This is a genomic window from Bordetella flabilis (assembly GCF_001676725.1).
In the GTDB taxonomy this organism is placed as follows: domain Bacteria; phylum Pseudomonadota; class Gammaproteobacteria; order Burkholderiales; family Burkholderiaceae_B; genus Bordetella_C; species Bordetella_C flabilis.
On record NZ_CP016172.1, the window covers coordinates 1,888,235 to 1,902,677 of the forward strand.

At 64.8% G+C, this 14,443-nt stretch carries 11 protein-coding genes and 1 other RNA gene; 8 read left to right on the forward strand and 4 right to left on the reverse strand.

Features of this window, described 5'->3' with window-relative positions:
• Positions 1-22: 22 nt before the first annotated feature.
• The 4 genes from ssrA to ompA form a co-directional block, all read right to left on the reverse strand.
• Positions 23-420, reverse strand: a transfer-messenger RNA (tmRNA) gene (gene ssrA / locus BAU07_RS08250).
• A 127-nt stretch (positions 421-547) separates the two neighbouring features.
• On the reverse strand, positions 548-1,231 hold the full coding sequence (locus BAU07_RS08255; RefSeq protein WP_066655915.1) for an HAD-IA family hydrolase: 684 nt from the start codon (positions 1,229-1,231) through the stop codon (positions 548-550).
• Complete coding sequence (gene ubiG / locus BAU07_RS08260) at positions 1,228-1,950, reverse strand: bifunctional 2-polyprenyl-6-hydroxyphenol methylase/3-demethylubiquinol 3-O-methyltransferase UbiG (RefSeq protein ID WP_066655917.1); 723 nt, start codon at positions 1,948-1,950, stop codon at positions 1,228-1,230. Before ubiG ends, BAU07_RS08255 begins: the two co-directional genes overlap by 4 nt.
• A gap of 238 nt (positions 1,951-2,188) precedes the next feature.
• The gene (gene ompA, locus BAU07_RS08265; RefSeq protein ID WP_066655920.1) at positions 2,189-2,827 is read right to left on the reverse strand and encodes an outer membrane protein OmpA; all 639 of its coding nucleotides are present in this window, start codon (positions 2,825-2,827) and stop codon (positions 2,189-2,191) included.
• Between the two features lie 500 nt (positions 2,828-3,327).
• On the opposite strand from ompA, the gene gyrA reads away from it, so the two are divergent.
• From gyrA to rpsA, 8 genes are all read left to right on the forward strand, one after another.
• Entirely contained in the window at positions 3,328-5,985 is a 2,658-nt protein-coding gene (gene gyrA / locus BAU07_RS08270; protein ID WP_066655922.1) for a DNA gyrase subunit A, read from the forward strand.
• A complete protein-coding gene (serC, locus tag BAU07_RS08275; protein ID WP_066655924.1) occupies positions 5,985-7,118 on the forward strand; it encodes a 3-phosphoserine/phosphohydroxythreonine transaminase in 1,134 nt (377 codons plus the stop codon). Before gyrA ends, serC begins: the two co-directional genes overlap by 1 nt.
• On the forward strand, positions 7,111-8,196 hold the full coding sequence (gene pheA, locus BAU07_RS08280) for a prephenate dehydratase (protein ID WP_066655926.1): 1,086 nt from the start codon (positions 7,111-7,113) through the stop codon (positions 8,194-8,196). The genes serC and pheA overlap by 8 nt, the downstream gene beginning before the upstream one ends.
• 96 nt (positions 8,197-8,292) lie before the next feature.
• Entirely contained in the window at positions 8,293-9,417 is a 1,125-nt protein-coding gene (gene hisC, locus BAU07_RS08285; protein ID WP_066655938.1) for a histidinol-phosphate transaminase, read from the forward strand.
• On the forward strand, positions 9,414-10,319 hold the full coding sequence (locus BAU07_RS08290; protein ID WP_066655947.1) for a prephenate dehydrogenase: 906 nt from the start codon (positions 9,414-9,416) through the stop codon (positions 10,317-10,319). The genes hisC and BAU07_RS08290 overlap by 4 nt, the downstream gene beginning before the upstream one ends.
• A 61-nt stretch (positions 10,320-10,380) precedes the next feature.
• Positions 10,381-11,715 carry a 3-phosphoshikimate 1-carboxyvinyltransferase gene (aroA, locus tag BAU07_RS08295; RefSeq protein WP_066655951.1) on the forward strand — a complete coding sequence of 445 codons (1,335 nt, stop codon included), beginning with the start codon at positions 10,381-10,383 and terminating at the stop codon, positions 11,713-11,715.
• Entirely contained in the window at positions 11,712-12,449 is a 738-nt protein-coding gene (cmk, locus tag BAU07_RS08300; protein ID WP_066655954.1) for a (d)CMP kinase, read from the forward strand. Before aroA ends, cmk begins: the two co-directional genes overlap by 4 nt.
• A 254-nt stretch (positions 12,450-12,703) precedes the next feature.
• The gene (gene rpsA / locus BAU07_RS08305) at positions 12,704-14,443 is read left to right on the forward strand and encodes a 30S ribosomal protein S1 (protein WP_066655957.1); all 1,740 of its coding nucleotides are present in this window, start codon (positions 12,704-12,706) and stop codon (positions 14,441-14,443) included.

A 14,443-nucleotide genomic window follows, 5' to 3' on the forward strand; every position in this document is an offset into this window, starting at 1 on the left:
CACTGGTTACTGCTGTCTATTCTGGTGGAGCCGGGGGGAATTGAACCCCCGTCCGCAAGCCCTCTGCAGGCAGTTCTACATGCGTAGTCGGCCTATTTGGTTTTAACCTCGGACTTAGCCAGCCGACAGGCCGGACCGAGGCGATTCACGTAGTTTAAGCATGCACCGTGTGACCCCAGTACATACCGATTCTTTGTAAATGACGCTGCTGCGGTTCGAAGTTGCCTTCTAGGAAGTTGCCTCCCTCCGCCTGACCCAAAGACAAATCAGTGCAGCGAGCCCTACTTAAGCCGCTTTCGCGAGTTGAGGGGCAAAGAACGCGTCGTTGGCGTTTATGGTTTTCCAGTGGATTTACGAGCGAACTGGTGCTCGGCATGCCCTGCACTGTTTCGCGACCCACGTCGAATCCGGATCGGCCCCAGTTGTCGCTATTGTACCCTCAACGCCCCTTTGCCGCTGCCGCACGTAGACGGTATGCAATGCGACGGGCGAGCGCTGGAGACTTGCTCCCGCGACAGCAGACTACGTGCGGACAATCGGCAGGATTTCAAGAGGAAGGCGGCGCATCCGGCGGGAGAACGCTTTCGATGGCGCGCCAGAGATCCTGCGGCGTGTCCGCTCGTGCGTCCGCTTCCCACAGCGTGATGTCGTGGTCGCCCCCCAGGTAGCCATAGCCGGCGGCGACTCCCGGCATGCCTGCCGCATGTGCAGCCTGGATATCCCGCAGGTCGTCGCCCACGTACACACAGCGGGACGGCGAATACCCGGCCTGCGCCGCTGCGTGGAGCAGAGGATCGGGGTACGGCTTGGCGCGGGGTGCCGTGTCGCCGCAGACCAGGGCCGACGCGCTCTCGGTCAGGGCGAGGAACTCGACGATGGGCATGGTCAGGTGCGTGACCTTGTTGGTCACGATTCCCCACGCGTGACCCTTGCGCCGGATATCGACCAGCAGCTCGGCAATGCCGGGGAACAGGCGGGTGTATTGCGTCGAACTGGCCGCGTAGTCCTCCAGGAACTGAGCACGCGCATCGGGGAACTCCGGATGGTCGGGCTCCATAGCCAGCGCGACGCGCAGCAACCCCCGGGCGCCTTGCGAGGCGACCGGACGCAGCAGTTCATAAGGCATGGGTTCCAGCCCGCGCCGTACGCGTTGGCGGTTCGCGGCCGCCGCCAGATCGGGGGCCGTGTCGGCCAGGGTGCCGTCGAAATCGAACAGGATGAGGGCGCTCATTTCCGCGTCGCCATCAGATAGTTCACCGATGCGTCGGCCGAAAGGCCATAGACTTGCGTCAGCGGGTTGTACGTCATGCCGCTTATTTTGACCGGCTGGAGCCCGGCCGCCCGCGCGCTGGTCGCCAACTCGCTGGGCTTGATGAAATTCTCGTAACTATGGGTGCCGCGCGGCAGCAGGCGCAGCACGTATTCCGCACCCACAATGGCATACAGGAAAGACTTGGGGTTGCGGTTCAGGGTGGAGAAGAACACCCAGCCATCCGGCTTGACCAGCTCGGCGCACGCGCGGACGACGGAGCCGGGATCCGGCACATGCTCAAGCATCTCCATGCATGTAACGATGTCATAGCTGGCGGGCTGCTCTGCCGCCAGCTGCTCTACCGCCACCGCACGATAGTCGACTTTCACCCCGGATTCCAGGCCGTGCAGGCGCGCAACCTTGAGCGACTTTTCGGCAAGGTCGATGCCGGTGACGGCGGCGCCATCCACGGCCATGCTTTCCGACAGGATGCCGCCTCCGCATCCCACGTCCAGCACCCGTTTTCCTGCCAGCCCGCCGGTCGCCTGCCGGATCCAGTCCAGGCGCAGTGGATTGATCGCGTGCAGGGGCTTGAACTCGCTGTCCGGGTCCCACCAGCGTGCGGCCAAGGCGCTGAACTTGGCCAGTTCGGCCTGATCGGCGTTGGCGGGCGGGGCGGAAGAGGGCGTGTGCGTCATGGCGGGAACGGCTGTGTTCTTGGAGTCTATATATTAGAGGGCTGTCCGCCAGCGCGGGGCAGGAGGGCCGCCGGCGCCCGGCAGCGCTGGAATGGGATGCCCGGCTGCGGTAGAACCGCAGACACCGCACGCAATTTCCTGGCCGGCGCTCAACGTGCGCCCGGGCCAGTCGCCCCGGGCGGCGGACATAAAAAAAGGCCTCGCTGAGCGAGGCCTTTCATTGTAGCGCCCGTATCGCTTAGCGACGGGGAGCCGTAGTGCCAGGTGCCGTGCTCGCCGGCGCAGCGGTGCCAGCCCGCGTGCCCACGATTTCGATTTCCACGCGGCGGTTCTGGGCACGACCAGCAGCGGTCGAGTTCGTCGCGATGGGTTGCGACTCGCCCTTGCCTTCCGTGTAGATACGGTTGGCATCGACGCCCTTGCTGACCAGGTAGGTCTTGACCGAGGCGGCACGCCGCTCGGACAGCTTCTGGTTGTAGGCTTCCGTACCGATGGAATCGGTGTGGCCCACGGCGATGATGGTCTCGAGATTCATGCCGTTCGCTTGCTGAGCAACCTGATCCAGCAGTTGGCGGCCTTCCGGCTTCAGCGTCGACTTGTCGAAGTCGAAGAAGGTGTCGGCGTTGTAGACGACCTTCGCGGCGACCGGCGTGGGGGCCGGAGCACGGGGCGCCTGGGCGACCGGCACGCCATCACATCCGGGGATACCGGTGGCGGGGGTCCAGAACGCATCGCGCCAGCACAATTCGTTGGTGCCGTTCTTCCACACGTTGCCGAACGGGTTGCGCCAGTTGTCGACGGTCTGGGCCGAGGCTGCACCGGAGGCCGTGACGGCGGCGAACGCGAGCGCCAGAGCGAATTTGGAGGGTTTGTTCATGTTTCTCCTCGTTGAGCTTGAAGCTGGATAAGTGACTCGCAGCGAACCCCCGCCGCTATCAGGAAAACGGGGCCAGTATAGCAACGCCAAGAATAGGTTCAAAGAATTGCGACTGGGTTTCCTGCGTGCTGGAAACAATCTTAAGGCATTTGTCGTGCCCTGGCCCGCGCATTCATGCCGGACGGGAGTATTTCCCCGCCCAGTCCACGCCCTATGTTGGTTTTTGGCAACAGGCCTCTGACGGCCGCCAAATGTGTAGCGCGGCGCGTCACGGGTGCTCGCCGCCGTGCCGGCAGACTGCTGCCCCGAAGCGTGGCGAGGGCTACGAATGATAGAATTTCCTGTTTGCCCGGCGGGCATGCCGCGTGGCACGGCCCGGCAGTGTGCAGCCGCAATGTCGACACCTATGGCGTCGCGGCGGCTGCCCGGGCTTCGGTCGTAAAGTCGCCACGGGTCGCCACGGGCCACGGCATCACTCGAGTCGCCACTTACTTACATATATGGATTCCTTCGCCAAGGAGACGCTTCCGGTATCGCTGGAAGAAGAGATGCGTCGCAGTTACCTCGATTACGCCATGAGCGTGATCGTGGGGCGGGCCCTGCCCGATGTTCGGGATGGGCTGAAACCCGTGCACCGGCGCGTGCTGTTCGCCATGCACGAACTGAACAATGACTGGAATCGACCCTATAAGAAGTCGGCCCGTATCGTGGGCGACGTCATCGGTAAGTATCACCCGCATGGCGACCAGGCGGTTTACGACTCCATCGTCCGGATGGCTCAGGACTTCTCGCTGCGCTACATGCTGGTGGATGGGCAGGGGAACTTCGGGTCGATCGACGGCGATAACGCCGCGGCGATGCGTTACACCGAAATCAGGTTGGCCAAGATCGCCCACGAGTTGCTCGCGGACATCGACCAGGAAACGGTCGACTTCGGGCCCAACTACGACGGCAGCGAAAAAGAACCGCTGCTGCTACCCTCGCGCCTGCCCAACCTGCTGGTGAACGGCAGCTCGGGGATCGCGGTCGGCATGGCCACCAATATCCCGCCGCACAACCTCCAGGAGGTCATCGACGGGTGCCTTTATTGCCTGCGCAATCCCGGATGCGGCGTGGAGGAGTTGATCGAACTGATTCCTGCGCCGGATTTCCCCACGGGGGGGATCATCTACGGGCTGGCTGGCGTGCGGGAAGGCTATCGTACCGGCCGCGGGCGTGTGGTCATGCGCGCCAAGACGCACATCGAGGACATGGAAAAGGGGAACCGGCAGGCGATCGTGATCGACGCCATCCCCTTCCAGGTCAACAAGAAGACGCTGCAGGAGCGCATCGCCGAACTGGTCAACGAAAAGAAGATCGAGGGCATTTCCGATATCCGGGACGAATCGGATAAGGACGGGATGCGCCTGGTCATCGAGCTCAAGCGCGGCGAAGTCCCAGAGGTGGTGCTGAACAACCTCTATAAGAATACGCAGTTGCAGGACACTTTCGGGATGAACCTGGTCGCGCTGGTGGATGGCCAGCCGCGCCTGCTCAACCTGAAGCAGATGGTGGAGTACTTCCTGCAGCATCGACGGGAAGTGGTGACCCGCCGCACGGTGTTCCAACTGCGCAAGGCGCGCGAGCGGGGCCATGTGCTGGAAGGCCTGGCGGTGGCCCTGGCCAATATCGACGAATTCATCGCCATCATCAAGGCGGCGCCGACTCCGCCGGTGGCGCGCCAGGAATTGATGGCCCGGACCTGGGATTCGTCACTGGTACGCGAGATGTTGTCGCGCGCCGATGGCGACACGCCGGGCGGTATCGCGGCGTACCGGCCGGACGACCTGCTGCCGGCCTACGGCATGCAGAGCGACGGCCTGTATCGGCTGAGCGATACGCAGGCGCAGGAAATCCTGAATATGCGCCTGCAGCGCCTGACCGGTCTGGAGCAGGACAAGATCGTCGGCGAATACAAGGAGGTCATGGCGACCATCGCCGACCTGCTCGATATCCTTGCCCGGCCCGAGCGTATTACGAGCATCATCGGCGACGAGCTGCAGGCCATCAAGGCGGAGTTTTCCACCGGCGCCAAGGATGTGCGCCGCTCGGAGATCGAGCTCAACGCGACCGAGCTGGATACCGAAGACCTCATTACGCCGACCGACATGGTGGTGACGCTGTCGCATGGCGGCTATATCAAGAGCCAGCCTCTGTCGGAATATCGGGCCCAGAAACGTGGCGGTCGCGGCAAGCAGGCCACCGCGATGAAGGAAGACGACTGGATCGACCAGCTCTTCATCGCCAACACGCACGATTTCCTGCTGTGCTTCTCCAATCGCGGCCGGGTCTACTGGCTGAAGGTCTGGGAAGTCCCCCAAGGGACGCGTACATCGCGCGGCAAGCCCATCGTCAACATGTTCCCGCTGATCGACGGCGAAAAAATCAACGTCGTGCTCCCGGTCAAGGAGTTCAGCGAGGATCACTACGTGTTCATGGCGACTTCGCGCGGTACCGTGAAAAAGACGCCGCTTTCGGACTTCTCCAATCCACGCAAGGCGGGCATCATCGCCGTCGACCTGGATGAGGGCGACTTCCTCATCGGCGCCGACCTGACCGATGGCAAGCACGACGTCATGCTCTTCTCGGATGCCGGCAAGGCCGTGCGTTTCGACGAAAACGACGTGCGCCCCATGGGCCGCAACGCCCGCGGCGTCCGCGGCATGATGCTGGAGGATAGCCAGGGGGTCATCGCCATGCTGGTGGCGGGGGACGAAGCGCAGAGCGTGCTGACGGCGACGCAAAACGGCTTTGGCAAGCGTACGCCCATCACTGAATACACGCGCCACGGGCGTGGCACGAAGGGCATGATCGCAATCCAGACCAGCTCGCGCAACGGCAAGGTCGTGGGAGCGGTGCTCGTCACGCCGTCCGATGAAATCATGCTGATCACCACCGGCGGCGTGCTGGTCCGTACCCGCGTATCGGAGATCCGCGAAATGGGCCGCGCCACGCAGGGCGTCACGTTGATCAGTGTCGACGATGGCAGCCACCTCTCGGGCGTCCGCCGCGTGGTTGAAAGTGATGCCGACCTCGATATCGAGGCCGACACCGAGGAAGGCCAAACGCCGGCCGACGCGGCCGACAACGGCGAATCGACTGAGCCCACGGAGGAGTGATGGCGCGTCCATGGAATTTCTCGGCGGGGCCATCGGCCCTGCCCGAAGCCGTGCTGCAACAGGCGGCGGCCGAAATGCTCGACTGGCACGGCAGCGGCATGTCCGTGATGGAAATGAGCCATCGGGGCAAGCAGTTCGTGCAGATCTGCGACGAGGCCGAACAGGACTTGCGTGATCTGCTCGGGGTCTCGGACGACTATGCCATCCTCTTCATGCAGGGCGGCGCGACCGCGGAAAACGCCATCGTTCCCATGAACCTGATCGGCCGGCGCGGCCGTGCGGCGGCCGACTATGTATTGACCGGCCAGTGGTCCGTTAAGTCCCACAAAGAGGCCGCCAAGTACGGGGACATCCATGTGGCCGCTACCAGCGGCAGCGAGGTCGAACTCGACGGTCAATTGCAGAAACCCTGGACCTGGGTGCCGCCGGTGGAAACGTGGAAGGTCCGCCAGGACGCGGCCTACCTGCATTTCTGCAGTAACGAGACGGTGGGCGGCGTGGAGTTCAGCGATTGGCCGACGGCGGATCGCCTCGGCGTGTCGGACGATGTGCCGCTGGTCGTGGACGCGTCTTCACATTTCCTGTCCCGGCAACTGGATGTTTCCCGGACCGGCATGGTCTACGCCGGCGCGCAGAAGAACGCGGGCCCGGCCGGCGTCACGGTGGTGGTCATCCGCCGCGACCTGATCGGTCATGCCCTGCCTGTGTGCCCATCCGCCTTCGACTATGCCAATGTGGCGCCGGAGCATTCCCGCTTCAACACGCCGCCGACGTACGCCATCTATGTCGCCGGCCTGGTGTTCAAGTGGATCAAGGCGCAGGGCGGGGTGGCCGCGCTGGAACAACGGAATATTTCCAAGGCCCAACTGTTATACGGTTATCTGGACCGTACGAATTTCTACCGCAACCCGATCCACGCCCCGGTGCGTTCGCGCATGAACGTGCCATTCGTCCTGCATGACGAATCGCTCAACGACGCCTTCCTCAAGGGCGCGGACCAGGCGGGACTGACCCAACTGAAGGGGCACAAAAGCGTGGGGGGCATGCGGGCTTCGATCTACAACGCCGTGCCACTGGAGGCGGTGCAGTCCTTGGTGGCCTATATGCAGGATTTCGAACGACGACATGGCTGACTCCCTTGCCGACAAGCTGCGACCCTTGCGTGAGCGTATCGACGCGCTCGACGTGCAGATCCTCGACCTGTTGAACCAGCGGGCCCGCACCGCGGTGGAGGTCGGCGAAGTGAAACACGCCGAGCACGCCGATGGCCCGGTGCTGCGCCCCGACCGAGAGGCCGAGGTCATTCGCCGCTTGCAGCAATTGAACGCAGGCCCGCTGCCGCCCGACGCGGTGGCTTCGGTCTGGACGCAGATCATATCGGCGTGCCGCGGCCTGGAGCGTGGGCTCGCCCTGGCGTATCTGGGGCCCGAAGGCTCCTATTCGGAGCAGGCGGCGCTGGAGCATTTCGGCGATGCCGTCAACAAATTGCCCTGTCCGTCCTTCGACGAGGTCTTTCGGGCACTGGAAGCCGGCCAGGCTGACGTCGGGATGGTGCCAGTGGAAAACTCCACCGAAGGCGCGGTCAACCGCACACTGGACCTGCTGCTGAATACATCGCTGACGGTCATGGGGGAACGTTCCCTGGTGATCCGCCATTGCCTCATGACCCAGTCCGGATCGCTCGACGGCGTGAAGACCGTAATGGCGCATCCGCAGGCGCTGGCGCAGTGCCAGGGCTGGCTCAGCCGCAACCATCCGGAGCTGGCGCGCACCGCCGCGGCCAGCAATGCCGAGGCCGCTCGCGTGGCTGCCCAGGATCCCACGGTCGCCGCCATTGCGGGCGAATCCGCCGCCAGCGCCTGGAAGCTGCAGATCGTCAGCGCAGGTATCCAGGACGATCCACAGAACCGCACGCGATTCCTGGCCCTGGGCAACATCGCGCCCCAGCCCACCGGTAACGACAAGACCAGCCTCATCCTGGCCGTGCCGAACCGCGCCGGCGCCGTGTACGAGATGCTCGCGCCGCTGGCCGAGAACAAAGTGTCCATGACGCGCTTCGAATCGCGCCCGGCGCGCACGGGCCAGTGGGAATACTATTTCTACGTCGACGTACTGGGCCACGCGCAGGACCCGCATGTCGCACGTGCTTTCGACGCGCTGCGCAGCCAGGTGGCCTTCTTCAAGATTCTCGGCTCCTATCCCGCGCAATAATCGGCGGGCAGACCTCTCGCGGGGCGCGGCTGATGGCCGGCCTTGCCTTCCCTGGCTGCCCCGGCTCCGCTCCATGACGTTGCAACCTTATCCGCTATGACCGATACGAACAAATCCCTGGCTGCGCCCGCCCATGTCGGGGCTATCGCCCCCTACCAGGCCGGCAAGCCCATCGACGAGCTGGCGCGCGAGTTCGGCCTGGACCCAGCCACCATCGTCAAGCTGGCTTCGAACGAGAACCCGCTGGGGATGCCCGCGTCGGCGCGCGCGGCAATGCTGGAGGCCGCTTCGTCCCTGGGACGTTATCCCGATCCCAACGGCTTCGACCTGAAAGCCGCGCTGTCCGCCCGTTATGGCGTGCCCACCGACTGGATCACGCTGGGCAACGGCTCCAACGATATCCTGGAATTGGTCGCGCTCGCGCTGCTCGAGCGGGGCACGTCGGCGGTATACGCACAGCATTCCTTCGCGGTCTACCGCCTGGCCACGCAAGCGCGCGGTGCCCGCCATATCGTCGTGCCGGCGCGCGACTATGGGCACGATCTGGACGCCATGCTGGCTGCCATCGCGGACGATACGCGCGTGGTCTTCATCGCAAATCCGAATAATCCCACCGGCACCTTTCTGCCGGCGCCGCGGATCCAGGCCTTCCTGGAGCAGGTGCGCGCCCGCCATGGGCAGCGGGTGGTGGTCGTGCTGGACGAAGCCTACAACGAGTACCTGGACCCCGAACTGCGTTTCGACAGCGTGGCGTGGGTGCGTGAGTTCCCCAATCTGGTCGTTTCGCGTTCGTTCTCCAAGGCCTATGGCCTGGCGGGGCTGCGGGTGGGCTTCGGCACGGCGCAGCCGGCGCTGACCGATCTGCTGAACCGCGTGCGCCAGCCGTTCAATGTGAACACGCTGGCACAGGCGGCCGCCGTCGCCGCCTTGCAGGACAGCGAGTTCCTGGCGCAATCCTATCGCGTCAACAAGGAAGGCAAGGACCAGCTGTGCCGGGCCTTCGATGCCTTGGGGTTGCGCTATGTCCCGAGCTACGGCAATTTCGTGCTCGTGCACGTCGGCGACGCGCCGCGCATTAACCTGGAATTGCTCAAGCGCGGTGTCATCGTGCGCCCCGTGGCGGGCGACGGGCTGCCTGAGTGGCTGCGCGTCAGCATCGGCCTGCCGCAAGAAAACACGCGCTTCATCACCGCGCTCACCGAGATCCTCAAGGCATCATGACGGCTGGCCCGGCGGATACGCATTCACGGCGTCCGGCGGGGTCCATCCCCGTTCTGGCGATCGTCGGCGTGGGGCTGATAGGTGGTTCCTTCGCCGCCGCCTTGCGGCGCGCGGGCCGGGTAGGCCGGGTGCTGGGGGTGGGGCGTAATGGCCCTTCGCTGGTCCGCGCACGGGAATTGGGCCTGATCGACGAGATCGCCACGGCCGCCGATGCGGCGGCGCGGGCGGATCTGATTCTGCTGGCGGCGCCCGTGGGCGCCTTCGGCGCGATCCTGGCGGACATGGGCCCCGCGTTGAATCCAGGCGCGGTCATCAGCGACGCCGGAAGTACCAAGGCGGAAGTGGTCCGGGTGGCACGCGCAGCGCTGGGAAGCCGCATCGGCGCGTTCGTCCCCGGCCACCCCATCGCGGGGGCGGAGCGGGTCGGACCTGACGCCGCCGACGCGGATCTTTATACTGGACGCAATGTGGTGCTGACGCCCTTGCCGGAGAATGCGCCGGAGGACGTCGCCCGGGTTCGCGCCGCATGGGAAGCCTGCGGCGCCCGTGTGCTCGACATGGACGCCGCCGCGCATGACCGGGTGCTGGCGTCTGTCAGTCACGTGCCGCACTTTCTGGCGTCCGCCTATGTTGCCCAGGTCGCGCGCGCGAACGACAGCACCGATCGCCTGGCGATCGCCGGGTCCGGCTTCCGCGATTTCACCCGCATTGCGGCGGGGTCGCCGGAAATGTGGCGCGACATCTTCTTGTCGAATCGCGACGCCATGAAAGCCGAACTCGAACAGGTGCGCGCGGTGCTGGACGAGGCCGAGCGGGCGCTGGATCAGGAAGACGGCGCGTCGATACTCGCCTTGCTGGACCAGGCGGCGCGCCTGAGACGGGCCTGGAAGGCGGAACAGTAGTGCGTCCGTGCTGGCGCCCCTGCACGGACGCGGGCCATCAATGCGACAGGACACGGCTTACATGAGCGGACCAAATTATCTCGATCTTCCCCACGCCGACGTGGCCCGCGGCGTCGTTGCGCTGCCGGGCTCCAAGAGCATTTCGAACCGCGTCCTGTTATTGGCGGCGTTGGCCGAGGGAACGACCGAAATAAGCGGTTTGCTGGACTCCGACGATACGCGCGTCATGCTGGCCGCGCTGCGTGCGTTGGGCGTCGGGCTGGACGAGCGGGGCGGGGGGCAGGTCACCGTGCGCGGGGCGGGGCGCTTTCCGGTTCCGTCCGCGGACTTGTTCCTGGGCAATGCCGGCACGGCGGTACGGCCGCTCACCGCGGCCCTGGCCATGCTCGGCGGCGATTACAGGATTTCGGGCGTACCGCGTATGCACGAGCGTCCGATCGGCGATCTGGTCGACGCACTGCGCGCGCTCGGGGCCGGGGTGGTCTACGAGGGCAATGCGGGCTATCCGCCCCTTCGAATCGGCGAGGCGGCGCTGCGCGCCGGCGGCCAGGTAAGCATGCCGGGCAGTGTCTCCAGCCAGTTCCTGACGGCCATGCTGCTGGCGGCGCCCCTGTATACCCGCCGTACCGGCACACCGCTGGTCGTCGATATCGTGGGCGATCTCATTTCCAAGCCCTATATCGAGATCACGCTCAACCTCATGGCCCGCTATGGGGTCGACGTCGAGCGCCAGGGGTGGTCGCGTTTCACCGTGCCCGCCGGCGTCGCCTATCGCAGTCCAGGTGCGATCACCGTGGAAGGCGATGCGTCTTCGGCCTCCTATTTTCTGGCGCTGGGGGTGATCGGCGGCGGTCCCGTTCGGGTCACCGGAGTAGGGCGCGACAGCATACAGGGCGACGTGGCGTTCGCGCGCACCCTCCAGGACATGGGCGCGCACGTCGATTTCGGCCCGGACTGGATCGAGTCGCGCGGGGTGCGCGTAGGGCGGGGTGAACGCTTGCGCGCCTTCGATACCGATTTCAACCTGATACCCGACGCCGCCATGACGGCGGCCGCACTGGCCCTGTACGCCGACGGCCCGTGCCGCCTGCGCAATATCGGCAGTTGGCGCGTGAAGGAGACCGACCGCATCCATGCCATGCAGACGGAGCTCGCCAAGCTGGGCGCCGGTGTAAGCGCCGGCCCGGACTGGCTCGAAGTGACGCCGCCTGCGGTGTCGGCCTGGCGCGATGCAGAGATCGGCACCTGGGACGATCACCGCATGGCCATGTCCATGTCACTGGCCGCGTTCGGGCCGGTGGCGGTGCGCATCCTGGATCCAGGCTGCGTCAGCAAGACCTTTCCCACGTACTTCGAGGTCTATGCCGCCCTGGTCGGCGGCGAGGAACGCCCATGACGCAGGCCGATCCGGTTTCGCAGGCCAGCGGCTCGCCACTGCCGCCGGTCATCGCTATCGACGGACCTACCGCCTCCGGCAAGGGGACTGTCGCGCATGGAGTGGCGCGCCGTCTCGGCTGGGCGGTGCTGGACAGCGGCGCGCTCTATCGCTTGACCGCGCTCGCCGCCCTGGATCGGGGCATTTCCTCGGAAGACGAAGCCGCGATGGCTGAGATTGCCCGCACGCTGCAGGTGCGCTTCGAGGGCGGCCACATTTACCTGGACGGGCGCGAGGTCGGCTATGACATCCGCCAGGAGCGGGTCGGCAACGTCGCCTCGCGGGTGGCTGCCTTTGCGCCCGTGCGCCAGGCCCTGCTGGAGCGCCAGCGGGCCTTTCGCCGCGCGCCGGGCCTGGTGGCGGACGGACGGGATATGGGCACGGTCGTGTTTCCGGACGCCGCCCTCAAGATATTCCTGGTGGCCGATGTGGCCGCACGGGCGGAAAGGCGGCGTAAGCAGTTGATGGAAAAGGGTATTTCTGCTAATCTAGACGACCTTCTGAGAGATATGCGCGAGCGCGACGCCCGCGATACCCAGCGCACGGTGGCGCCCCTGGTGGCCGCCGCAGACGCCAAGGTATTGGATTCGTCCAAGATGACGGCCCAGGAAACGGTGCAGGCCATACTCGATCTCTGGAATGCCGGCGCCCGGGGTGGCGCCGGGGCGCCAGGGGCCCGCGATAAGGGGGCGTAGGAGCAGGGCAGTAAAGGAAGAGCAGTAAAGAAGAGCAGCAAGGAAAAGCAGTAAAAGAAGAGCAGTAAAAGAAGTAGTAAAGCAGAAGCAAAAGCGCAGCGAGCAGTAAAGAGAACAGCAGTAAGCAGTACCAGAAGTACCGGTCCCGGCATGAACGTCGCCCCCGAATGGCGCCGTCCTGCTGGTTTTGTTCCACTCCGCTGGTGCGGGCAACCCGCGTTGGCGTGCACATATATAACCTGGCCATCCGGCCTATGGATTTCAACTCAATGTCTTCCAATCCCTCCATTGCCGATTCCGCTGTCATGGGCGGCGAAAGCTTTGCCGACCTGTTTGCCCAGAGCCTCAAGAACCAGGACATGAAGTCCGGTGAGGTCATCAGCGCCGAAGTCGTGCGTATCGACCATAACTTCGTCGTCGTCAACGCCGGACTGAAGTCCGAAGCGCTGATCCCGCTGGAAGAGTTCCTGAACGACCAGGGCGAAGTCGAGGTCAATCCCGGCGACTTCGTGTCCGTGGCCATCGACTCGCTGGAAAACGGCTATGGCGACACCATCCTGTCGCGTGACCGCGCCAAGCGTCTGTCGGCGTGGCTGCAGTTGGAGCAGGCGCTCGACAACGGCGAACTCGTCACCGGCACGATCACGGGCAAGGTGAAGGGCGGCCTGACCGTCATGACGAACGGCATTCGCGCGTTCCTGCCGGGCTCGCTGGTCGACCTGCGTCCGGTCAAGGATACGACGCCCTACGAGGGCAAGACGCTCGAATTCAAGGTCATCAAGCTGGACCGCAAGCGCAACAACGTGGTGCTGTCGCGCCGCCAGGTGCTGGAAGCCAGCATGGGCGAAGAGCGCCAGAAGCTGCTCGAGACGCTGCACGAAGGTGCGGTGGTCAAGGGCGTGGTCAAGAACATCACCGACTACGGCGCGTTCGTCGACCTGGGTGGTATCGACGGCCTGCTGCACATCACCGACATGGCATGGCGCCGCGTGCGTCACCCCTCCGAGGTCCTGCAGGTGGGCCAGGAAGTCGAAGCCAAGGTCCTCAAGTTCGACCAGGAAAAGAGCCGCGTCTCGCTGGGCGTCAAGCAACTGGGCGAAGATCCGTGGGTGGGCCTGGCTCGTCGCTACCCGCAGGGTACGCGCCTGTTCGGCAAGGTCACCAACCTGACCGACTACGGCGCCTTCGTCGAGGTCGAGGCAGGTATCGAAGGCCTGGTGCACGTCTCCGAAATGGACTGGACCAACAAGAACGTCGATCCGCGCAAGGTGGTGACGCTGGGCGAGGAAGTCGAAGTCATGGTCCTGGAAATCGACGAGGACCGTCGCCGCATCTCGCTGGGCATGAAGCAGTGCCGTCCGAATCCGTGGGAAGAGTTCGCCGTCAACTTCAAGCGCGGCGACAAGGTGCAGGGCGCGATCAAGTCCATCACCGATTTCGGCGTGTTCGTCGGCCTGCCTGGCGGCATCGATGGCCTGGTGCACCTGTCCGACCTGTCCTGGACCGAAACCGGCGAAGAAGCCGTTCGCAACTTCAAGAAGGGCGACGAAATCGAAGCCGTGGTGCTGGGCATCGATACCGACAAGGAACGCATCTCGCTGGGCATCAAGCAGCTGGAAGGCGACCCGTTCAACAACTTCGTCGCCACGCATGACAAGGGCGCCGTTGTTCCGGGCACGATCAAGTCGGTCGAACCCAAGGGCGCCGTGGTCACGCTGTCGCTGGACGTCGAAGGCTATCTGCGCGCTTCCGAGATCTCCTCGGGCCGCGTCGAGGATGCCACGACCGTGCTGAACGCCGGCGACAACATCGAAGCCATGATTGTCAACGTCGACCGCAAGACGCGTTCGATCCAGTTGTCCATCAAGGCGCGCGACAACGCCGAAACCGCGGACACGATCCAGCGCATGTCGGAAGCCAGCGCTTCGTCGGGCACCACCAACCTTGGGGCCCTGCTGAAGGCCAAGCTGGACCAACAGCGCAACGACGGTTAA

Coding starts and splice junctions, on each gene's coding strand:
- BAU07_RS08255 (WP_066655915.1), bottom strand. CDS start 1,231: ATGAGCGCCCTCATCCTGTTCGATTTCGACGGCACCCTGGCCGACACG.
- ubiG (WP_066655917.1), bottom strand. CDS start 1,950: ATGACGCACACGCCCTCTTCCGCCCCGCCCGCCAACGCCGATCAGGCC.
- ompA (WP_066655920.1), bottom strand. CDS start 2,827: ATGAACAAACCCTCCAAATTCGCTCTGGCGCTCGCGTTCGCCGCCGTC.
- gyrA (WP_066655922.1), top strand. CDS start 3,328: ATGGATTCCTTCGCCAAGGAGACGCTTCCGGTATCGCTGGAAGAAGAG.
- serC (WP_066655924.1), top strand. CDS start 5,985: ATGGCGCGTCCATGGAATTTCTCGGCGGGGCCATCGGCCCTGCCCGAA.
- pheA (WP_066655926.1), top strand. CDS start 7,111: ATGGCTGACTCCCTTGCCGACAAGCTGCGACCCTTGCGTGAGCGTATC.
- hisC (WP_066655938.1), top strand. CDS start 8,293: ATGACCGATACGAACAAATCCCTGGCTGCGCCCGCCCATGTCGGGGCT.
- BAU07_RS08290 (WP_066655947.1), top strand. CDS start 9,414: ATGACGGCTGGCCCGGCGGATACGCATTCACGGCGTCCGGCGGGGTCC.
- aroA (WP_066655951.1), top strand. CDS start 10,381: ATGAGCGGACCAAATTATCTCGATCTTCCCCACGCCGACGTGGCCCGC.
- cmk (WP_066655954.1), top strand. CDS start 11,712: ATGACGCAGGCCGATCCGGTTTCGCAGGCCAGCGGCTCGCCACTGCCG.
- rpsA (WP_066655957.1), top strand. CDS start 12,704: ATGGATTTCAACTCAATGTCTTCCAATCCCTCCATTGCCGATTCCGCT.